The sequence below is a fragment of the Rhizobacter sp. SG703 genome, from assembly GCF_012275445.1.
Taxonomy (GTDB): Bacteria; Pseudomonadota; Gammaproteobacteria; order Burkholderiales; family Burkholderiaceae_C; genus Rhizobacter.
Genome location: NZ_JAAZQK010000006.1, coordinates 235,269 through 256,256, shown reverse-complemented (window position 1 = coordinate 256,256; position 20,988 = coordinate 235,269). Strand labels below are relative to the sequence as shown.

Here is a 20,988-nt window from a genome sequence, read left to right as displayed (position 1 = left end):
GCGTCGGCACCTACCTGCACCTCGTCGCCCGCGACCGACCCGATTCGGACCTGCCATGAACACACCCATCGACTTCTACTTCGACTTCTCTTCGCCCTATTCGTACATCGCCTCCGAATGGATCGAGGCGCTGGCCGCGCGCCACGGCCGCACCGTCGAATGGAAGGCGGTGATGCTCGGCGCGGTGTTCCAGGCGGCCGAACTGAAGAGCCCCGTCTCGCACCCGATCAAGCGCGAGTACTCGCTGCACGACTTCGAGCGTTCGGCGCGCTTCGCCGGCGTGCCGCTCGCGATCCCGCCGAAATTTCCGGTCGCGACGCAGAACGCCTCGCGCGTGTTCTGGTTCCTGCACGCCGACGACCCGGCGCGCGCCGTGGCCTGGGCCCGCCTGTGCCTGCGCGCGTACTTCACGCGCGGCACCGACCTGGGCGACGCCGCGGCACTGGGGGCGCTGGCCACCGAGGCGGGGCTGGAGGCGGGCGCCGCCGAACGGGTGTGGATCGACCCGCACTGGAAGGATCGGCTGCGCCAGGCCAACGACGCCGCCACCGCGGCCGGCGTGTTCGGCGCTCCGTTCTTCGTGATCGACGGCGAGCCGTTCTGGGGCAACGATCGACGCCCGCAGATTGAGCGCTGGCTGGAGAGCGGCCCGTTCTGATCGCGTCGTGGACCGGTGCGGGACAAGACGAGGCGCGCCGAACCCGCCCCGCCGGCCCGGATTGATCGGCCGCAACGACAGGCGGCCTGTTGCGGCCCAGCATCGAGCTTTCGACTCTTTCCTGCCGTCATGCCTGCCCTCGCCGTCGATCCGCAATCGCTGTGCACCACCCTTCCTTCGCCACGGCCGCGGCTGGCTTGGTCCGACGGCCTCGCGCTCGGGCTGCAGGCGATGGACCACACGCACCAGGAGTTCGTCGACCTGCTGGCGCAGGTGGCGTCCGCCGATGACGAAGCGGTGCCGGCCGCCTGGAATGCACTCGTCGAGCACACGCAAGGGCATTTCGACCAGGAAGATCGGTGGATGCGCGACACCGGCTTCGCCTCCGGCAACTGCCACGCGACCCAGCACCGCGTGGTGCTGACGGTGATGCGCGAGGGCGCGGCGAGCGGGCAGGTGGCGATGATCCGCCAGATGGCGGATGAACTGGCGGTCTGGTTCCCGACGCATGCGCAGACGATGGATGCGGCGCTGGCGCTGCACCTGCGGGGCGTCGGCTACGACCCGGCGAGCGGGGAGGTGCGGCTGCCGCAGGGGTTGCCCGCGGCGGAGATCACGGGGTGCGGGTCGGCTTCCTGCGGCTGACGCTGCCGCTGCCGCCCGCCTTCGTCCCCTGAGGCGGCCGCGCCATCACCCACTCGTACAGCCCCTGCGCCGCCACCGACAACCCGCGGTCGCGCCGCCGCACCAGGTAGAGCTGCCGCTGCAACCCGGCCCACGCCAGCGGCCGCGTGACCACCCCCGGCGCCTTGAAGTGGAACAGCGTCAGCCACGGCACGATGCTGACGCCCAGTCCCGCGCGCACCATGCCCATCACGGTGGCCAGCTGGTCGACCTCGAGCACCGCGTTCATCACCTGCGGATGGGTCGCGGCATCCAGGTACTGCCGCACGCTCGAGGTGCGCGACAAGTGAATGAACGGCCAGGCCGCGACGTCCTTCGGCCGCACCTCGGCGAGCTTCGCCAGCGGATGGCGGGTCGGGCACACCAGGTGGAAATCGTCGCTGCAGAATGGCTCGGCGCGCAGCTCGGGCGTCTCGGCCCGCGTCGCCGCGAGCGCGAAGTCGGCCTGCCCGCTGCGCACGAGTTCGATGCAGGGTTCCGACAGCACGTCGGCCACCTGCAGCTCGATGCCCGGGTAGGCGCTGCGGAAGCCGGCCAGCACCGGCGGCAGCCAGCCGGCCGCGAGCGACGGCAGCAGCGCGATCGAGACCCGTCCGCGCCGCCGCGCGGCCTGGTCGCGCACGCCGGCCAGCGCGCCGTCGAACTCGTCGAGCACGCGGCGCGCCGACAGCTCGAACTCGCGGCCTTCCACCGTCAGCTCGACCGAGCGCGTGCTGCGGTCGAACAGCCGCAGCCCGAGCGCGTCTTCGAGCTGGCGGATCAGCGCGCTGAAGGCCGGCTGCGACAAATGCATCGCCGCCGCGGCGCGGGTGAAGTTGCGCTGCGCGGCCAGCAGCACGAAAGCGCGCAGCTGGCGGGTCGACACATTCATTTGCATCGCAGATCAACTCATCGAAAAAAGAGAATTCACATATTAATCGGCGCTGCCTACAGTCGCCACAGACTTGACACCAGACGCGCGGCCATGACCGCGCCGGCAGGAGACCCATGAATCGCACCCCCTTGCGCATCGGCTGCGCCGCCGGTTTCTCGGGCGACCGCACCGATGCGGCCGGCCCGGTGGTCGACGCGCTGATCACCGCCGGCGGCCCGGCCGTGCTGATCTTCGAGACGCTGGCCGAGCGCACGCTGGCATTGGCCCAGCTGGCACGCCACGACGATCCCGAGGCTGGCTACGAACCGCTGCTCGACGAGCTGCTGCGGCCGGTGCTCGCGCGCTGCCTGGCCGGCGGCGTGCGCATCGTCAGCAACTTCGGCGCGGCCAATCCGCCGGGCGCGGCACGGCGCATCGCGGCGCTGGCGCGCGAGCTGGGCCTGCCGGTGCCGCGCATCGCGGTGGTGTCGGGCGACGACCTCGCCGGTGACGCGCACCGCGGCCTGCTGCTCGACGCGCTCGGCCGCCAGGCCGACGGGCTGAGCGTGGTCGCGGCCAATGCCTACCTCGGCGCCGAGGCGATCGCCGATGCGCTGCTGGCCGGTGCCGAGATCGTCGTCGCCGGCCGGGTCGCCGATCCATCGCTGGCGGTCGGCCCGGCGCTCGCGCACTTCGGCTGGGCGCGCGACGACTGGGACCGCATCGCCGGTGCCACGATGGCCGGGCACCTGCTCGAATGCGGCGCGCAGGTCAGCGGCGGCTACTACGCCGACCCGGGCTACAAGGACGTGCCGGGCCTCGCGACGCTGGGCTACCCGATCGCCGAGATCGATGCCGACGGCGGCTGCGTCATCACCAAGCCGGCCGGCACCGGCGGCCGCATCGACGAGCACACCGTGAAGGAGCAGTTGCTCTACGAGGTGCACGACCCCTTCGCCTACCTGACGCCCGACGTGGTGGCCGACATCGGCGACGCGCAGGTGCAGCAGCTCGGCCCCGACCGCGTGCGGCTCAGCGGCGTGCGCGGCCATGCGCGGCCGGCACAACTGAAGGTCAACGTGTGCCATGAGACCGGCTGGCTGGCCGAAGGCGAGATCTCGTACGCCGGCCCGCGGGCCGAGGCGCGTGCGCGGCTCGCGGCCGAGGTGCTGCGCGAGCGGCTGCACGGCCTGGGCACCTTGCGCGCCGACCTGATCGGCGTCAGCAGCGTGTTCGGCGATGACGCCGGCACCTGGTCGAACGCGATCGGCGAACACGACGGCCGCGACGTGCGGCTGCGCGTGGCGTTGCAGCATGCCGAGCGCCGGCAGGCCGAGCGCCTCGCGCGCGAGGTCACCGCCCTCTACACCTGCGGCCCGGCCGGCGGCGGCGGCGTGCGCACCGCACTGCGGCGCCGCCTCGGCATCGCGAGCTGCAGCGTGCCGCGCGAGCGCGTCGATGCGGGCTACAGCTTCCTGCCGACCGGCGCGGGTGCCGCATGAGCCACGACCGCGATCTCGACATCGAGGTGCCGCTGTACCGTGCTGCCCATGCGCGCACCGGCGACAAGGGCGACCGCGCCAACATCAGCCTGATCGCCTGGCACCCGCAGCTGTGGGCGCTGCTGGTCGAGCAGGTCGACGAAGACGCGGTGCGCGGCCGGTTCGCGTACCGCCGGCCCGGCCGCATCGTGCGCCACCTGCTGCCGAAGCTGCATGCGATGAACTTCGTGCTCGACGAGGTGCTCGACGGCGGCGTCAACGGGTCGCTGAACCTCGACGGCCACGGCAAGGCGCTGTCCTTCCTGCTGCTGGAACTGCCGTTGCGGGTGCCGCGCGCGCTGGTGCCGCTGCTGGCCGGCCCGCCGCTCGAACTCGACGACACCGACGACACCGACGAATCCAAGAATCAAACCGGAGACAAACGATGACGACGTACCGTTCCCTGCTTGCGGCCACGCTGGCGCTCTCGGCGTTCGCCGGCCTGCCGCTCGCTGCGCAGGCGCAGGCCCCCTGGCCGGCCAAGCCGATCACCTTCATCGTGCCGTTCGCGGCCGGCAGCGCGACCGACCAGCTCGCGCGCGCGCTCGGCCAGTCGATCACCGTCGACACGAAGCAGGCGGTCGTGGTCGACAACAAGGCCGGCGCGAGCGGCATGCTGGCGGCCCAGAGCGTGGCCCGCGCCGCACCCGACGGCTACACCGTCCTGATCACCACCAACACCACGCATGCGGCCAACGAGCACCTCTACAAGAAGCTGCCCTATGACCCGGTGAAGGACTTCGCGCCGGTCACCGGGCTCGGCAAGGGCGGGCAGGTGATGGTGGTGAACGCGAACTCGCCGTACAAGACGGTGGCCGACGTGCTCGCCGCGGCGAAGCAGCAGCCGGGCAAGCTGAGCTTCGGCAGCGGCAGTTCATCCAGCCGGGTGGCCGGCGAATTGTTCAAGCAGATGGCGCACGTCGACCTGCTGCACGTGCCGTACAAGAGCAACCCGCTGGCGATCACCGACCTGCTGGGCGGCCAGATCGACCTGATGATCACCGACACCTCCACCGGCGTGCCGCAGGTCAAGGCCGGCAAGCTGCGCGCGCTCGGCATCTCGACCGCGCAGCGTTCGCCGCTGCTGCCCGAGGTGCCGACGATCGACGAGGCCGGCGTGAAGGGCTACGACATGGGCTACTGGTTCGCGGCCTATGTGCCGGCCGGCACGCCGGCCGCGGTGGTGCAGCGGCTGCGCGAGCTGCTGGTGGCGGGCACCGGCAGCGCCGCCGCGAAGAGCTTCTTCGACGCCAGCGGCTCGGTGCCGTTCACGACCACGCCGGAGGGGCTGGCGGCGTTCCAGGCGACCGAGACCCAGAAGTGGGGCAAGGTCATCAAGGCCGCCGGCATCGAGCCGGAATGATCCCAGCGCTTCGGCGCACCCCTTCGCCTCCCTGCAACGGGCGCCGCCAGAGCGCCCCGGGGGCGGAGCCTTTTCAACCGACAGGAGACAACATGACACGCTTCGATTCCAGGCGGCTGGCGGCGCTCGCGCTGGCGGCCTCATTGGCGACCTCGCTGGCCGGCTGCGGCGGCGACGATGGCACTTCAGCAGCGCCCGCTCCCACGCCCGCGGCCGCCACGCCGCAGGTCCACCTCAGCATCACCTCCACCGAGGACGTCGCCGGCAGCTGGGGCAGCGTCGGCGCCTACGAGAAGCTCAGCGGCACGCTGCGCGGCGAGGTCGATCCGAAGGACGCGCACAACGCCGTCATCCAGGACCTGGCGCTCGCGCCGGTCAATGCGCGCGGCATGGTCGAGTACAGCGCCGAGTTCGTGCTGCTGAAGCCGAAGGACATGGGCAAGGCCAGCGGCGTGCTGCGCTACGACGCGCCGAACCGCGGCAACATCCTGACGATGCCGAACCCGGCGGCGACGCCGAGCGACGCGGTGTTTTTCGAGCGCGGCTACGTGCTGCTGTACTCGGCCTGGCAGGGGGACGTGCCGAAGAGCAGTCCGGCGCGGCTGACGCTCACGGTGCCGGTGGCCGTCAACCGGGACGGCTCGTCCATCACCGGCAGCTATCGCAGCGAGTTGATCCCCGCGACCGCAACGCCGGCGATGACGCTGCCCGGCGGCGTCTTCAACGGCACGATGATGCCGTACGCGCCGGCCAGCCTCGACAACACGCTGCCCGGCTATTCGCTGACGCGGCGCTTGAACGACACCGATGCGCGCGTCGCGATCGCGCCGTCCGACTGGAAGTTCGCGGCCTGCGACGCGGCGGCCCATCCGTTCCCCGGCACGCCCGACGGCAGCCAGATCTGCCTGAAGGGCGGCTTCGACCCGGCCTACCTCTATGAACTGGTCTACGTCGCGAAGGACCCGAAGGTGATGGGCCTGGGCCTGGCCGCGCTGCGCGACACGGTGGGCTTCTTCCGCCACCAGGCGGCCGATGCCGACGGCACCGCCAACCCGCTGGCCGGCCGCATCACGCACGCCATCGGCCAGGGCACCTCGCAGTCGGGCAACGCGATGAAGACCTTTCTGCACCTGGGCTTCAACCAGGCGCTGGACGGCAGCAAGGTGTTCGACGGCCTCTATGCGCACGTGGCCGCGCGCCAGACCAACATCAACACGCGCTTCGCGGTGCCGGGCGGCGGCGGCGCGATCCGCACCGACCACACCGCGTTCGGGCAGACCGCGCCGCGTGCGCTGGACAAGGACTACGTCGACCCGCTCACCGGCCGCCGCGGCGGCGTGATGACGCGCTGCGCCGCGAGCAACACCTGCCCGAAGTTCTTCCTCGGCCTGTCGGGCACCGAGTTCTGGCAGCTGCAGGGCTCGCCGGTGCTGACCGACGCCTGGGGTTTTGCCGACCTGGCGCAGCCGGACAACGCGCGCATCTACTACTACGCCGCGACGCAGCACGGCGGCGCCGGCGGCACGTCGAGCATCCTGTACGCGCCGACCAACAGCGTCTACCCGCGCGGCACGGTGGCGCACCACACCGACACCTTCCGTGCGTTGTTCATCGCGCTGGAAGACTGGGTGGTGCGCGACACCGCGCCGCCGCCGAGCCAGGTGCCGTCGATCGCCGCCGGCACGCTGGTGCGGCCCGACCAGCTGGTGTTCCCGGCGATCAAGGGCGTGAGCTGGCCGGTGGGCGGCGTGACCACCGCGGTGCCCGACTTCAGCTACCGCGGCTGGTTCAACGGCTACCGCGTGCTCGACTTCGGGCCGCAGTACGTGCCGCAGGACGAGAGCGGCATCGCGACGCAACTGCCGCCGCTGGCCGGCACCGACTACGCGATCCTGGTGCCGAAGGTCGATGCGGCCACCGGCATGCCGACCGCCGGCATCCGCGGCGTCGAGGTGCAGGCGCCACTGGGCACCAGCATCGAGTTCAACTACGTGGCCACGCCGGGCGTCGTCGACCTGACGAGCCTGACCGGCAGCTACCTGCCGTTCCACGCGACCGAGGCGGCCCGGCTCGCAGCCGGCGATGCGCGGCCGTCGCTCGAGTCGCTGTACGGCAACCAGGCCGGCTACGTGGCCGCGGTGACGGCCGCGGCGAACCGGCTGGTGGCGCAGCGCTTCCTGTTGCAGCGCGATGCGGACCTGCGCATCCAGCAGGCCACCGCGACGGCGGTGCTGCCTTGAACCGAGGGGCGGCGCGACAGCGCTCTGGCGCTACGCGTCGCCCCGTCGGAACGCGTTCGGCGATTTCCCGGTCCACTGCCTGAACGCCCGCGCGAAGCTCTTGTCGTTGTCGAAGCCGACCGCCTGCGCCACCTGCTTGACCGGGCGGTCGGTGCGCAGCAGCAGCTCGCAGGCCTGGTCTCGCCGCACCTCGTCCTTCAGCGCCTGCAGGCCGACGCCTTCGTCCTTGAGCTGGCGGTGCAGGCTGCGCACAGACAGGTTCAACGCCTGCGCCAGCGCGTCGGCGGTGCCCAGCCGCGCGGCGTCCTGCCGCAGCAGCTCGCGCACCCGCCGCGCCAGCAGCCGGTCGCGCCGGTAGGGCAGCACCGTCAGCGGCAGCGCGCGCTGCAGCATCGACTGCAGCGCGCGCTCGTCGCGCCGCAGCGGCATCGCCAGGTCCTGCGCATCGAAACTGAAGCCGGCCTGCGCCGCGTCGAACTGCACCGCGCCGGGGAACAGCACCGGGTACACGTCGCGGTGCGGCGGCGCGGCGAACGGGAAGCGCGCGTCGCGCAGCGCGATCCGCGAATCGACCGCCCAGCACGCAAAGCCGTGCAGGTAGCGCAGGCTGGTGACGAGGCAGAACTCGCGCAGCGCGCCGAAGCGGCGGTTCTCTTCGAGCGTGATGGTGGCCAGCGGGCCGTCGACCGTCAGCTGCAGCAGCAGGTCGTCGGTCAGCAGCCGGTGGTGCCGGCACCAGCGCTTCAGCGCGACGCCGAGCGTCGGCGACGTGATCGAGGCCCGGCACAGCATGCCGTAGCTGCCCCAGGGCAGCCTGCGCGAGAACCAGCCGAGCGCCTCGTCATCCAGCTCCTGCATCGCGAAGGCGCACAGGGCTTCCATCTGCGCGGCGGTGACACGGGCCTCGCTGCGCCGCAATTCGGCTGGCGTGATTTGTGCCTGCTGCAAGGCCCCGCGCGGATCGGCGCCGTAGCGCTCGTAGGCCAGCGCCACAGCGCGGACGAAGGCCATCGGCGTGGCGGCGGTGCGGTTGCCGCGCAGCGGGGCCGGCGGCGAGGATGGGGTGCGAGGCATGCCGGCAAGTCTGGCACGATTTGCAACCTCCGTGGCCGCCGATGCGGCCCGTGGCTGCGTATGCTGGCGGGCCTAGACTTCGCCCAGCGCGGCGCGCGCCGACCGCGCGCCCAGGAGACTCCATGCCCGCCCTCGCGTCCAAGCTCAGCCCCCGCTCGGAAGACTTCAAGGCCAATGCCGCGGCGATGCGCGGGCTGGTCGACGACCTGAACGCGAAGCTCGCGCGCATCGCGCAGGGCGGTGGCGACGGCCCGCGCGCCAAGCACCTGGCGCGCGGCAAGCTGCTGCCGCGCGACCGCGTCGAGATGCTGCTCGACCCCGACACGCCCTTCCTCGAGGTGGCGCCGCTCGCCGCGCTGGGCCTGTACAACGACGATGCGCCGGGTGCCGGGCTGATCGCCGGCATCGGCCGGGTGTCGGGCGTCGACTGCATGATCGTCTGCAACGACGCGACGGTGAAGGGCGGCACCTACTACCCGATGACGGTCAAGAAGCACCTGCGCGCGCAGGAGATCGCGCAGGCCAACCGGCTGCCGTGCATCTACCTGGTCGACAGCGGCGGCGCGAACCTGCCGAACCAGGACGAGGTCTTCCCCGACCGCGACCATTTCGGCCGCATCTTCTTCAACCAGGCGCAGATGAGCGCGCAGGGCATCCCGCAGATCGCGGTGGTGATGGGCTCGTGCACGGCGGGCGGCGCCTACGTGCCGGCGATGAGCGACGAATCGATCATCGTGAAGAACCAGGGCACGATCTTCCTGGCCGGCCCGCCGCTGGTGAAGGCGGCCATCGGCGAGGTCGTCAGCGCCGAGGACCTGGGCGGTGGCGACGTGCACACGCGGCTGTCGGGCGTGGCCGACCACCTGGCGCAGAACGACACGCATGCGCTGGCGATCGCGCGCACCGCGGTCGCGCACCTGAACTGGCGCAAGGACGTGCCGCTGCGCTGCATCGCGCCGCGCGCGCCGCTGTTCGACGCGGCCGAGCTGCACGGCGTCATTCCCACCGACACCCGCAAGCCGTTCGACGTGCGCGAGATCATCGCCCGCATCGTCGACGCCAGCGAGTTCGAGGAGTTCAAGGCGCGCTACGGCACGACGCTGGTCACCGGCTTCGCGCACATCGACGGCATGCCGGTGGGCATCGTCGCGAACAACGGCGTGCTGTTCTCCGAATCGGCGCAGAAGGGCGCGCACTTCATCGAGCTGTGCTGCCAGCGCAAGATCCCGCTGGTGTTCCTGCAGAACATCACCGGCTTCATGGTCGGCCGCAAGTACGAAGCCGAGGGCATCGCGAAGCATGGCGCGAAGATGGTGACGGCGGTGTCGACCGCGCAGGTGCCCAAGTTCACCGTGATCATCGGCGGCAGCTTCGGCGCCGGCAACTACGGCATGTGCGGCCGGGCGTTCGACCCGCGGCTGCTGTGGATGTGGCCGAACGCGCGCATCTCGGTGATGGGCGGCGAGCAGGCTGCGAGCGTGCTGGCCACCGTGCGGCGCGACGGCATCGAGGCCAAGGGCGGCAGCTGGAGCGCCGAGCAGGAAGCCGCCTTCAAGCAGCCGGTGCTCGACCAGTTCGAGCAGCAGGCGCACCCGTACTACGCGAGCGCGCGGCTGTGGGACGATGGCGTGATCGACCCGGCCGACACCCGCCGCGTGCTGTCGCTCGCGATCAGCGCGAGCCTGAACGCGCCGATCCCGGACGTGAAGTTCGGCGTGTTCCGGATGTGACGGAGGCTGCGATGGGCGAATGTCAAAACCACGCGCAGTTTTGCACGCATCGTTTCCCTCTCATTGGGGATGCGCGGCTTGCCGTCACCAACTGTCCCTACCATCCGCGGCTCAATAACACGGAGGTTGGAGATGCAAGAGTGGAACAAGTGCGCTTCGGGCGCATGGCGGATGGCGTTCGCGGGCATGGTGGTGGCAATGCTGGCCGGCTGCGCAGGAACGATCAAGCGCGACGATGCGCAGCCGCAGCAGCAGGCTGCCACGACGGCACGCGTGCCGGGTGTGGTGAAGGTGGTGGCGCGCCTGTCGCCCGAGGCGACCAAGCAGCAGGAAGACAATCGCCAGTTCAACCGGGACGAGCTGGCGGCGAACATGCGGCGCCGCCTGGAGGACAAGAGCCTCATCGGGCCGACGGCGACGCACCAGGTCGAGATCACCGTGACCGACATCCGGGTGCGCTCGTCGGTCGCCGCCGTCCTGCTCGGCTTCATGGCGGGCAACGACCATGTGAATGGCACGGTCCGCCTGCTGGACCCCACCGGCAAGCCGGTCGCCAGCTTCAAGGTGGAGGCGAGCTACGCCTTCGGCGGCCTGGGCGGCGGCCAGGAAGCCCTGCGCATGAACTGGCTCTACGACAAGTTCTCCGAGATGACGGTTGCGGAATTGGAGAAGCTGGTCGTCGCGGTCAAGCCGGTGGACGAGGCCTCGCCTGCGACCGCTTCTCCGGCGGCTCTCGCCCCGGTACCAGCGGCAACCGCCCAGCGCTGAGCGTTGAAACCCGGCTGCCGGGATGGCAGCCGGCTGCGGGATGTGTGGGAGCGGCGAAATGAGTGCCTCCCTCGACATCCGTCGCCCGTCGTCCCATGTGGCCACGGTGTGGTTGAACCGCCCCGACGTGCGCAACGCCTTCAACGAGGCGGTGATCGCCGAATTGCGCGAGACCTTCACGCAACTCGGTGCCGACACCCAATTGCGCGCAATCGTGCTCGGCGGCCAAGGCAAGGCCTTCTGCGCCGGCGCCGACCTGGCGTGGATGCGCGCGATGGCCGACTACAGCTGGGAGCAGAACCGCGCCGACGCGCAGGCGCTGGCGGACATGCTGTGGACCCTCTACAGCTGCCCGGTGCCGGTGGTCGGCCGCATCCACGGCGATTGCTATGCCGGCGGCGTCGGGCTGGCCGCGGTGTGCGACGTGCTGGTGGCGTCGGAGGCTGCGGGCTTCTGCCTCAGCGAGGCCAAGCTGGGCCTGCTGCCCGGCACCATCAGCCCGTACGTGATCCGCGCGATGGGCGAGCAGGCTTCGCGGCGCTACATGGTCACAGCCGAGCGCTTCACGGCCACGCAGGCGCATGCGCTCGGCTTCGTGCACGAGGTCTGCACGGCCGACGCGCTGGATGCCAAGGTCGATGAGATCGTCGCCGCACTGGTCGCCAACGGCCCGATGGCGGCACGCGCCTGCAAGCGGCTGGTGCAGGACATCGCCGGCCAGCCGATCACCGCGGCGCTGCGCGAGGACACCGCGCGCCGCATCGCCGACATCCGCGCGAGCGACGAAGGCCGTGACGGCGTGCAGGCGTTCCTCGGCAAGCGCAAGCCGTCGTGGCTGGAGCCGGGTTGACCCCGCCATGAACCTCGACACGCCGCAACTGCTCGCGATCGCCGCCGCGCTCGGCTGGGCCAGCGGGCTGCGCCTGTACGCGGTGCTGTTCCTGACCGGCGCCGCCGGGGCCCTTGGCTGGGTCGATCTGCCGCACGGGCTGCGCCTGCTGCAGCACCCGCTGATGCTGGGTGCGAGCGGGCTGATGCTGGGCGTCGAGTTCTTCGCCGACAAGGTCCCCGGCGTCGACAGCCTGTGGGACGTGCTGCACACGGTGCTGCGCATTCCGGCCGGTGCGGCGCTCGCCGCTGCGGTGTTCGGCGCCGACCAGGCGACCTGGGCCGGCATCGCCGCGGTGCTGGGCGGCGGGCTGGCGGCCAGCAGCCACGTCGCGAAAGCCACCACGCGCGCGGCGGTCAACACCTCGCCCGAACCGTTCTCGAATATCGGCTTGTCGCTGCTCGGCGATGGCCTGGTGCCGGCGGTGCTGTGGCTGTCGTGGACGCATCCACTGGTGTTGGCGGCGTTCCTGGTGCTCGCGCTCGCGGTGTCGGCGGCGCTGGTGTGGGTGCTGGCGAAGTTCCTGCGGCAGCTGGTGCGCCGCTTTTCTTCAATGACGCGCGGCACCGCCGGTGCTGCCGGGGAGGGTTCATGACCGTGCGCTGGTTCATCGTTGCGCTGTGGCTGGGCCTGTCGGCGGCTCGTGCCGGTGCGCAGGCCTCGGACGAGGCGGCCGTGCTGAAGGACTTGCGCGAGGAGACGCAGTTCATCGGCGTCACCGTGACCGACCTGTACGGCAAGCAGCAGACGCGGCAGATCCCGGTGATGATCTTCCGCCCGGCAGGCGACGGGCCGTTTCCGCTCGTCATCATGAACCACGGCCGCGCGACGGCCGAGAAGCGATCGGCGCAAGGCCGCCAGCGCTACGAGTGGCTGTCGCGCTACCTCGTCGGCAAGGGCTTCGCGGTGCTGCTGCCGACGCGCGTGGGCTACGCCGACACCTATGGCGATTTCGACCCGGAGGACACCGGCACCTGCCAGTCGCGGCGGCCCGGGCCGATGGCCGTCGCGGTGGCCGACCAGGTGATGGCTACGCTGGCCTTCGCGAAGACGCTGCCCTACGTCGACACCTCGCGCTGGCTCGTGATGGGCCAGTCGGCGGGCGGCCTGACGGCGGTCGCCACCGTGTCGCGGCACCCGCCCGGCCTGGTGGGTGCGATCAACTTCTCGGGCGGCAGCGGTGGCGATCCGGACGGCCGCCCGCGCAACCCCTGCAGCCCGCAGCAGATCGAGCTGCTGTGGAAGGACCAGGCGCGCAGCGCGACGGCACCGATGCTGTGGCTCTACTGGGAGAACGACCTCTACTGGGGGCCGGATGTGCCGCGCCGCTGGCACGAGGCCTGGACCGCCGGCGGCGGCCAGGCCGAGTTCCACACGCTGGCGGCGGCCGGCCAGAACGGCCACGGCGCGGTCGGCTTCGACATGGACCACTGGGTGCCGTATGCCGAGGCCTTCCTGGCGAAGCTGGGCTTCGACAAGCCGGGCACGATCGCGCGCCCGCCGGCGTCGGGGTTCGCCGCCGTCGACGAGGTCGACAAGGTGCCGGTCAATGCCGCGACGCGCGAAGGCCACTACCGCAAGTTCCTCGCCTCGAAGCTGCCGCGCGCCTATGCCGTCGGTCCCAAAGGTGCAGCCGGCACCGCCAGCGGCGACTGGGCCCTCGGCCGTGCCCTGGGCTTCTGCCAGCGCAAGGGCGAGCCCTGCAAGCTGTACGCGGTCGACAACGACGTGGTGTGGACGCCCTGATTCCGGAGACGACAACATGTTCACGAAGATCCTGATCGCCAACCGCGGCGAGATCGCCTGCCGCGTCGCCGCCACCGCGCGCCGGCTCGGCATCCGCACCGTGGCGGTGTACTCCGACGCCGATGCGCATGCGAAACACGTGCAGGCCTGCGACGAGGCGGTGCACCTCGGCGGCCCGGCGCCGAAGGACAGCTACCTGCGCGGCGACCGCATCATCGCGGCCGCGCAGGCCACCGGCGCGCAGGCCATCCACCCGGGCTACGGCTTCCTCAGCGAGAACGAGGAGTTCGCGCAGGCCTGCGCCGACGCCGGGCTGGTCTTCATCGGCCCGCCGCCGTCGGCGATCCAGGCGATGGGGCTGAAGGCCGAATCGAAGCGGCTGATGGCCGAGGCCGGCGTGCCGCTGGTGCCCGGCTACCACGGGGCGGACCAGGACCCGCAGCTACTGCAGCGCGAGGCCGACCGCATCGGCTACCCGGTGCTGATCAAGGCCAGCGCCGGCGGCGGCGGCAAGGGCATGCGCGCGGTGCAGGCGTCGGCCGACTTCCAGGACGCGCTGGCCTCGTGCAAGCGCGAGGCGATCAACAGCTTCGGCGACGACGCGGTGCTGGTCGAGCGCTACGTGACCCGCCCGCGCCACATCGAGATCCAGGTCTTCGCCGATGCGCACGGCCGCTGCGTCTACCTGTTCGAGCGCGACTGCTCGGTGCAGCGCCGCCACCAGAAGGTGCTGGAAGAAGCGCCGGCACCCGGCATGACCGAGGCGCGGCGCCGCGAGATGGGCCGGGCCGCGGTCGCGGCGGCGCAGGCGGTGGGCTACGTCGGCGCGGGCACCGTCGAGTTCATTGCCGAGCCCGCGGCCGATGGCGACCTGCGCTTCTACTTCATGGAGATGAACACCCGGCTGCAGGTGGAGCACCCGGTGACCGAGGCGATCACCGGTCTCGACCTGGTCGAGTGGCAGTTGCGCGTTGCGGCCGGCGAGCCGCTGCCGCTGGCGCAGGAGCAATTGCGCATTCATGGCCATGCGATCGAGGCCCGCCTGTGCGCCGAGAACCCCGATGCGCAGTTCCTGCCGGCCACGGGCACGCTGCAGGTGTTCCGCACGCCGGACACCGCCGCCGAGTTCGAGCGCGGCGAGCTGCGGCTCGATGCCGGCGTGCGCGAAGGCGACGCGATCTCGCCCTACTACGACTCGATGATCGCCAAGCTGATCGTCTGGGGCGCCGATCGCGCGCAGGCGCTGGCGCGGCTGGATGCGGCGCTCGCCCAGACGCACATCGTCGGGCTGCACACCAATGTCGCGTTCCTGCGGCGGGTCGTCGGCAGCCGGTCGTTCGCGACGGCCGACCTCGACACCGCGTTGATCGAACGCGAGCGCGTCGCGCTGTTCGAGGCGCCGCCGCTGCCGCTGGCCTGCGTCGCGGCGGGCGTCGTCGCGCACGCGATCGCGGCCGAGGCCGCGCTGCAGACCGACGACCCGTGGTCGCGGCGCGACGGCTGGCGGCTGCACGGCGGCGCGCAGCGGCGCTTCGACATCGAGCTGCAGGGCACGCACCACACGGTGATGCTGGAGCGCAACCACCGCAGCGCGATGACGCTGGCGGTCGGCGGCGAGCGGCATGCGTTCTCGGCGCAGTCGCTGTCGGCGCAACGCCACGTGGTGGTGATCGGCGGGCGCCGCTGGGTGCTGGCGGTGTATGCGGTGGGCGAGCGCATTGCGGTGTTCGCGCCCGAGGGCTCGGCGCTGGCGGGCGAGGTCGACCTGCTGGCGCATGCCGGCGACGGCGCGGCCGAAGGCGGCCGGCTGAGCGCGCCGATGCCGGGCAAGGTGGTGGCCTTCCTCGCGAAGGTGGGCGACCAGGTCAGGCAAGGCCAGCCGCTGGCGGTGCTGGAGGCGATGAAGATGGAGCACACCATCACCGCGCCGCGCGACGGCACGGTGCAGGAGCTGCTCTATGCGGCCGGTGACCAGGTCGGCGAAGGCGGCGAGTTGTTGCGCCTTCAGTAACCTGAACGGCTTGTGTGCGATGGGCTTCGACAGGCTCAGCCCGAACGGGGGAGTGTTTGCAGGCCGACGTTCAGTGGCGGCCAGATCCGATGCGCAGCCAGCTCGACGGCTTGTGCCAACGGGCGCCGGTGGTGTCCGGCTCCGGCGGCGACAACTCGGCCGGTTGGGTGACGCCGAAGCCGCTGGTGTCGCGGGCCCAGGCCAGGTCCTGCTTGGCAGAAGCGCGCGTCGCGGCGGGCTTCTGCGGGGTCTTTGGCGCAGTTTTCTGTTCTGCCGGCTGCGCGGGGCGCGGCCGGGACGCCTTCTTGCGCTCCCCGCTCGCTGCCAGCCACTGCCGCGCCAGCGATTGCAGGTCGGCGTTGCCGGACGCCTGGCACACGAACAGGATCTCGCGCGCTTCGTCGGGCTGCCGCAGCATCGCCTCGACGTCGATGCCTTCACCGAGCCATTGCTTCAGGCCGAAGTGGATTCGGGTCGCGATGCGCAGTTCGGTGGGTGTGGACACGACGTGCTCCAGTCAGTTCGGGTATCTTCGACAGACCCCGCACGGCTCGCCATCCCCGGACAAAGGGGGTTGCCGCACGCGGTTCTTCCAATCGAGACATAAGTCATGATTCCAACCCACGTCACGCTGGTCGACGTCAGTCCACGCGATGGATTGCAGAACGAAGCGAAGCAGGTAGCCGCCGCGCACAAGATCGAGCTGGTGCACCGGCTGCAGGCGGCCGGGCTGCGCGAGATCGAGGTCACCAGCTTCGTGAGCCCCAAGTGGGTGCCGCAGATGGCCGACAACGCCGAGGTGATGGCCGGCCTGCGGCGCCAACCCGGCGTGCGCTACTCGGTGCTGACGCCGAACCTGCGCGGCTTCGAGGCGGCGCTCGCGACGAAGCCCGACGAGATCGTCGTGTTCGGCGCCGCCAGCGAGGCCTTCAGCCAGCGCAACATCAACTGCAGCATCGAAGAGAGCATCGAGCGCTTCCGCCCGGTGGTCGACGCAGCGCACGCGAACGGCATCAAGGTGCGCGGCGCCATCTCGTGCGCGCTCGGCTGCCCGTACCAGGGCGAGGTCAGCCCCGACGAGGTCGAGCGCGTCGTGCGGCTGATGCGCGGCATCGGCGTCGACCACTGCGGCGTGGCCGACACCATCGGGGTCGGCACGCCGAAGCGGGCACAGGCCGCGCTGGAACGCGCGCTGCGCCACTACCCGCTGGTGGAGGTGAGCGGGCATTTCCACGACACCTACGGCCAGGCGCTGGCCAACATCTACGCGAGCCTCGAGATGGGCGTGCACACCTTCGACGCCAGCGCGGCCGGGCTGGGCGGCTGCCCGTATGCGAAGGGCGCGACCGGCAACGTCGCGACCGAAGACGTGCTGTTCATGCTGGACGGGCTGGGCATCGACACCGGGATCGACCTCGATGCGCTGGTCGACGCCGGCAACTACATCTCGCAGGTGCTGGGGCGCGCGCCGGTGTCGCGCGCCGGCAAGGCCCTGCTGGCGAAGCGGGCGGCCGCGGCGGAGGCGAAGGCATGAAGCGGGCCGAGCGCCGGGCCGCTCCCAAGCCGGCCCGCATCCCCTCGGGGGATCGATCGATGTACCCATCGAGCGAGGGGTCGTCATGATGCAGGACCTGCCCGACGGCTTCCGCCACGTCAGCGCGGTGCTGGGCACGCTCGGCCACCCGCATGCGCCGATCCTGCTGCAGGTGAACGCCCGCACCGCACAGGAGGCGGCCGATGCGCTGGGCGTGCAGCTCGGCCAGATCGCGAAGAGCGTGATCTTCCGGCGCCGGGCCGACGACGTCGCGGTGCTGGTCGTGACCTCGGGCGACCGCCGCGTCGACGAGAAGAAAGTGGCGGCGCTGGCCGGCGCGCTGGGCCGTGCCGATGCCGATTTCGTCAAGGCGCGCACCGGCTTCACGATTGGCGGCGTGTCGCCGGTGGGGCATGCGAACACGCCGGTGACGCTGATCGACCGCGAACTGCTGCGCTTCGACGAGATCTGGGCGGCGGCCGGGCATCCGAAAGGCGTGTTCCGGCTGAGCCCGGCCGAGCTGCAGGGGTTGACGCAGGCGCCGGTGGCCGACGTCACGCAAGACGTTGCACACGTCACGCCGGCCGCACCGGCGGCGTAATGCTCCACCGGCCCGCGCGACCAAGCGACAACTCCACTTCCGCAGGCCGCGCCATGACGTCTCGCATCATCGATCGCCGTTCCTTCCTGTCGGCCACCACGCTGGCCGCGCTCGGCACCGCGCTGCCGCTGCGCGCCGCGCCGGCGCCGGTCCATGCCGTGGCCGGCAACACGCTGGAGGGCCGGCGCTACGAATCGTCGCAGGACCTCGGCAAGGCGCTGCTGGTGTTCTTCTGGTCGACCGACTGCCCGGTGTGCCGCGACAAGATGCCCGAGCTGCGCGCGAACTACGAAGCCTGGCGCGACAAGCCGTTTCAGCTGGTGGCCGTGAGCCTCGACCGCAGCCTGTCGGCGGTGCGCGAGTACGACGCGATCCTGAACCGCGTCGTGCCGATGAAGCAGCAGTTCCCGATGCTGTGGCGCGCCGATGCGACCCACCGCGACGATTTCGGCGCGATGGCGCAGACCCCGACGTCGTTCATCCTCGACAAGCAGCACCGCGAGGTGAAGCAGGTGCGCGGGCGCATCGATGCGTCGCTGTGGGACGACATCGCCGAACTGGTGCTGACCTGATGAACGACGCGGCCGCCGTCCCGAGCCCCTGCGTGAACGTCTGCCGGATGGACGCGGCCAGCGGGCTGTGCAGCGGCTGCTGGCGCACGATCGACGAGATCGCGGCCTGGTCGACGCTGGACGACGACGGCAAGCGGCAGGTCTGGCAGGCGATCGACCTGCGCAAGGCGCAGGCGTCCGCCGTCGATGGGGAGCGATCGCGATGAAGCAGCTGCGGTTCTGGTTCGACGTGATCTCACCGTACGCGTACCTCGCGTTCGAGCGCCTGCCGCAGGTGCTGCAGGGGCACGGTGTCGAGGTGGTCTACCAACCGGTGCTGTTCGCCGGGCTGCTGGCGCACTGGGGGCAGAAGGGCCCCGCCGAGATCGGCCCGAAACGCGACTGGACCTACCGGCAGGTCGCGTGGCTCGCGCACCGGCACGGCATCCCGATGCAATTGCCGGCTCAGCATCCGTTCAACCCGCTGGCACTGCTGCGGCTCGGGCTGGCCTGCCGCGGCCCGTTCGACACGCCGAACCGCTGGGTCTGCGAGCAGTTGATGCACCACGTGTGGCGCGGCGGCGCCGATGCGAACGACCCGCAGCGGCTGGGCGAGCTCGCGCAGCGGCTGCAGCCGGGGCTCGATCCGCAGGGCGACGAGGTCAAGGCGGCGCTGAAGGCCGCCACCGCGCGGGCCGCGGCGCTCGGCCTCTTCGGCGTGCCGACCGTCGAGGTCGACGGTCGGCTGTTCTGGGGGCTGGACGGGCTGGAGCTGCTGCAGGGCTACCTCGCCGGCGATCCGTGGTTCGACGGGCCGGCGTGGGACGTCGCGGCGCGGCAGCCGTCAGGAATTCAGCGTAAGCCCTAGGTCGGGACATCCCTCGTTTCCCGCAATGAGAAACGATTCGTCAGGGTTGTCACTGAAGTTGTCAGCCGGCGTTCAGCTTGGTGTCAGGGATGGGTCAGAGGGCGTCGGGAAGATGCGGCACGCCCCGCCGTTCGGCAGGGAGTCTGACGACAAGGAGACATTCCAATGGCAACTGCAGTGGCCAAACCGGCACGCAATCCCGCGGCGCCCATGACGGCGGAGGAGCGCAAGGTCATCTTCGCGTCCAGCCTCGGCACCGTGTTCGAGTGGTACGACTTCTACCTGTACGGCACGCTCGCGGCCATCATCGGCAAGCAGTTCTTCTCGAACCTCGACCCGGCCTCGCAGGTCATCTTCTCGCTGCTGGCGTTCGCCGCCGGCTTCATCGTGCGGCCGTTCGGCGCGCTGGTGTTCGGGCGGCTGGGCGACATGATCGGGCGCAAATACACCTTCCTGGTGACGATCCTGATCATGGGCTTGTCGACTTTCATCGTCGGCGTGCTGCCGGCCTATTCCTCGATCGGCGTTGCCGCGCCGGTGATCCTGATCGGCCTGCGGCTGCTGCAGGGCCTGGCGCTCGGCGGCGAGTACGGCGGTGCCGCCACCTACGTGGCCGAGCACGCGCCGCACGGCAAGCGCGGTGCATTCACCTCGTGGATCCAGACCACCGCGACGCTCGGGCTGTTCCTGTCGCTGCTGGTGATCCTGGGCACGCGCACCTGGATCGGTGAAGAGGCCTTCGCCGACTGGGGCTGGCGCATTCCGTTCCTGGTCTCGATCCTGCTGCTGGCCGTCAGCGTCTGGATCCGCCTGTCGATGAACGAGTCGCCGGCCTTCAAGAAGATGAAGGAAGAGGGCAAGACCTCGAAGGCGCCGCTGACCGAGTCGTTCGGCCAGTGGAAGAACCTGAAGATCGTGATCCTGGCGCTGGTCGGGCTGACGATGGGCCAGGCGGTGGTCTGGTACACCGGCCAGTTCTATGCGCTGTTCTTCCTGACCGGCGCGCTGAAGGTCGACGGGGCGACGGCCAACGTGCTGATCGCGGCCGCGCTGCTGATCGGCACGCCGTTCTTCATCGTCTTCGGTTCGCTGTCGGACAAGATCGGCCGCAAGCCGATCATCATGGCCGGCTGCCTGATCGCGGCGCTGACCTACTTCCCGCTGTTCAAGGCGCTGACCGAGACGGCCAACCCCGAACTCGCGGCGGCCCAGAAGAGCGCCCGCGTCACGGTGACGGCCGACCCGTCGGAGTGCTCGTTCCAGTTCAACCCGACCGGCGTCGCCAAGTTCACCAGCTCGTGCGACATCGCCAAGCAGGTGCTGGCGGCCGGCTCGGTGAGCTACGAGAACGTGGCCGGCACCGGCCCGGCGAAGATCACGATCGGCGACAAGACGATCGAATCCTTCGCGTCGAAGGGCCTGCCGGCCGACGAAGCCAAGGCCAAGGACGCGGCGTTCAAGAAGGAGGTGTCGGCGGCGCTGAAGGAGCACGGCTACCCGGCGAAGGCCAAGCCGATCTCGTTCATGAGCGGCCAGTGGTGGACTCTGGTGGCGATCCTGACGTTGCTGGTGATCTACGTGACGATGGTCTACGGCCCGATCGCCGCGATGCTGGTCGAGATGTTCCCGACGCGCATCCGCTACACCTCGATGAGCCTGCCGTACCACATCGGCAACGGCTGGTTCGGCGGGCTGCTGCCGGCCACCGGGCTCGCGATCGTCGCGCAGACCGGCAACATGTACAACGGCCTGTGGTACCCGATCGTGTTCGCATCGATCACCTTCGTGGTGGGGATGCTGTTCGTGAAGGAGACCAAGGACGTGGACATCTACGCGAGCGATTGATCGCGCGCGCAAATTGAACCAGGCGAGGCCGG

The 20,988-nt window shown here is 70.7% G+C and carries 21 protein-coding genes; 18 read left to right on the top strand and 3 right to left on the bottom strand.

Going from position 1 to position 20,988, the window contains the following annotated elements; all coding sequences use genetic code 11:
- Positions 1-55 precede the first annotated feature (55 nt).
- Both FHT26_RS14460 and FHT26_RS14455 read left to right on the top strand, forming a co-directional pair.
- Complete coding sequence (locus FHT26_RS14460) at positions 56-658, top strand: 2-hydroxychromene-2-carboxylate isomerase (RefSeq protein ID WP_168560817.1); 603 nt, start codon at positions 56-58, stop codon at positions 656-658.
- Between the two features lie 129 nt (positions 659-787).
- Positions 788-1,303 carry a hemerythrin domain-containing protein gene (locus tag FHT26_RS14455; RefSeq protein WP_168560816.1) on the top strand — a complete coding sequence of 172 codons (516 nt, stop codon included), beginning with the start codon at positions 788-790 and terminating at the stop codon, positions 1,301-1,303.
- Here the strand turns inward: FHT26_RS14455 and FHT26_RS14450 are convergent.
- Positions 1,272-2,213, bottom strand: a complete 942-nt coding sequence (locus FHT26_RS14450; RefSeq protein ID WP_168561028.1) for a LysR family transcriptional regulator — start codon at positions 2,211-2,213, stop codon at positions 1,272-1,274. The two genes, FHT26_RS14455 and FHT26_RS14450, sit on opposite strands and share 32 nt — an antisense overlap.
- 116 nt (positions 2,214-2,329) lie before the next feature.
- Here FHT26_RS14450 and FHT26_RS14445 point away from each other — a divergent pair, with 116 nt between their 5' ends.
- The 4 genes from FHT26_RS14445 to FHT26_RS14430 all read left to right on the top strand — a co-directional run bounded on the left by FHT26_RS14445 (position 2,330) and on the right by FHT26_RS14430 (position 7,339).
- On the top strand, positions 2,330-3,697 hold the full coding sequence (locus FHT26_RS14445) for an acyclic terpene utilization AtuA family protein (RefSeq protein ID WP_168560815.1): 1,368 nt from the start codon (positions 2,330-2,332) through the stop codon (positions 3,695-3,697).
- On the top strand, positions 3,694-4,125 hold the full coding sequence (locus tag FHT26_RS14440) for an AtuA-related protein (protein WP_168560814.1): 432 nt from the start codon (positions 3,694-3,696) through the stop codon (positions 4,123-4,125). The genes FHT26_RS14445 and FHT26_RS14440 overlap by 4 nt, the downstream gene beginning before the upstream one ends.
- A complete protein-coding gene (locus FHT26_RS14435; protein ID WP_168560813.1) occupies positions 4,122-5,099 on the top strand; it encodes a Bug family tripartite tricarboxylate transporter substrate binding protein in 978 nt (325 codons plus the stop codon). Before FHT26_RS14440 ends, FHT26_RS14435 begins: the two co-directional genes overlap by 4 nt.
- 92 nt (positions 5,100-5,191) lie before the next feature.
- Complete coding sequence (locus tag FHT26_RS14430) at positions 5,192-7,339, top strand: alpha/beta hydrolase domain-containing protein (RefSeq protein WP_168560812.1); 2,148 nt, start codon at positions 5,192-5,194, stop codon at positions 7,337-7,339.
- Between the two features lie 30 nt (positions 7,340-7,369).
- Here FHT26_RS14430 and FHT26_RS14425 read toward each other — a convergent pair whose 3' ends face one another.
- Entirely contained in the window at positions 7,370-8,413 is a 1,044-nt protein-coding gene (locus tag FHT26_RS14425; RefSeq protein WP_168560811.1) for an AraC family transcriptional regulator, read from the bottom strand.
- 122 nt (positions 8,414-8,535) lie between these two features.
- On the opposite strand from FHT26_RS14425, the gene FHT26_RS14420 reads away from it, so the two are divergent.
- From FHT26_RS14420 to FHT26_RS14395, 6 genes are all read left to right on the top strand, one after another.
- A complete protein-coding gene (locus FHT26_RS14420) occupies positions 8,536-10,143 on the top strand; it encodes a carboxyl transferase domain-containing protein (protein ID WP_168560810.1) in 1,608 nt (535 codons plus the stop codon).
- Positions 10,144-10,275: 132 nt separating this feature from the next.
- A complete protein-coding gene (locus tag FHT26_RS14415; RefSeq protein ID WP_168560809.1) occupies positions 10,276-10,911 on the top strand; it encodes a DUF4410 domain-containing protein in 636 nt (211 codons plus the stop codon).
- A 58-nt stretch (positions 10,912-10,969) separates the two neighbouring features.
- Positions 10,970-11,761 (top strand): enoyl-CoA hydratase/isomerase family protein, encoded by a 792-nt coding sequence (locus FHT26_RS14410; RefSeq protein WP_168560808.1) that lies wholly within the window; start codon positions 10,970-10,972, stop codon positions 11,759-11,761.
- A 7-nt stretch (positions 11,762-11,768) separates the two neighbouring features.
- Positions 11,769-12,395, top strand: a complete 627-nt coding sequence (locus tag FHT26_RS14405) for a DUF4126 domain-containing protein (protein WP_168560807.1) — start codon at positions 11,769-11,771, stop codon at positions 12,393-12,395.
- Positions 12,392-13,546, top strand: a complete 1,155-nt coding sequence (locus tag FHT26_RS14400; protein WP_168560806.1) for a dienelactone hydrolase family protein — start codon at positions 12,392-12,394, stop codon at positions 13,544-13,546. Before FHT26_RS14405 ends, FHT26_RS14400 begins: the two co-directional genes overlap by 4 nt.
- A 16-nt stretch (positions 13,547-13,562) precedes the next feature.
- Positions 13,563-15,557 (top strand): acetyl/propionyl/methylcrotonyl-CoA carboxylase subunit alpha, encoded by a 1,995-nt coding sequence (locus FHT26_RS14395; RefSeq protein WP_168560805.1) that lies wholly within the window; start codon positions 13,563-13,565, stop codon positions 15,555-15,557.
- Positions 15,558-15,627: 70 nt separating this feature from the next.
- Here the strand turns inward: FHT26_RS14395 and FHT26_RS14390 are convergent, their stop codons facing one another.
- Positions 15,628-16,062, bottom strand: a complete 435-nt coding sequence (locus FHT26_RS14390) for a hypothetical protein (protein ID WP_168560804.1) — start codon at positions 16,060-16,062, stop codon at positions 15,628-15,630.
- A 105-nt stretch (positions 16,063-16,167) separates the two neighbouring features.
- Between FHT26_RS14390 and FHT26_RS14385 the strand changes: the two genes are divergently transcribed.
- The 6 genes from FHT26_RS14385 to FHT26_RS14360 all read left to right on the top strand — a co-directional run bounded on the left by FHT26_RS14385 (position 16,168) and on the right by FHT26_RS14360 (position 20,956).
- Complete coding sequence (locus FHT26_RS14385; protein WP_168560803.1) at positions 16,168-17,091, top strand: hydroxymethylglutaryl-CoA lyase; 924 nt, start codon at positions 16,168-16,170, stop codon at positions 17,089-17,091.
- Between the two features lie 88 nt (positions 17,092-17,179).
- Positions 17,180-17,692, top strand: a complete 513-nt coding sequence (locus FHT26_RS14380) for a YbaK/EbsC family protein (RefSeq protein ID WP_168561027.1) — start codon at positions 17,180-17,182, stop codon at positions 17,690-17,692.
- A gap of 53 nt (positions 17,693-17,745) precedes the next feature.
- On the top strand, positions 17,746-18,264 hold the full coding sequence (locus FHT26_RS14375; protein WP_168560802.1) for a peroxiredoxin family protein: 519 nt from the start codon (positions 17,746-17,748) through the stop codon (positions 18,262-18,264).
- Positions 18,264-18,470: a DUF1289 domain-containing protein gene (locus FHT26_RS14370; RefSeq protein WP_168560801.1), complete on the top strand. Its 207-nt coding sequence runs from the start codon at positions 18,264-18,266 to the stop codon at positions 18,468-18,470. Before FHT26_RS14375 ends, FHT26_RS14370 begins: the two co-directional genes overlap by 1 nt.
- Positions 18,467-19,111, top strand: coding sequence for a 2-hydroxychromene-2-carboxylate isomerase (locus FHT26_RS14365; RefSeq protein WP_168560800.1), 645 nt, complete (start codon positions 18,467-18,469; stop codon positions 19,109-19,111). Before FHT26_RS14370 ends, FHT26_RS14365 begins: the two co-directional genes overlap by 4 nt.
- Before the next feature lie 165 nt (positions 19,112-19,276).
- Positions 19,277-20,956 (top strand): MFS transporter, encoded by a 1,680-nt coding sequence (locus tag FHT26_RS14360; protein ID WP_168560799.1) that lies wholly within the window; start codon positions 19,277-19,279, stop codon positions 20,954-20,956.
- The last annotated feature ends 32 nt before the right edge of the window (positions 20,957-20,988 follow it).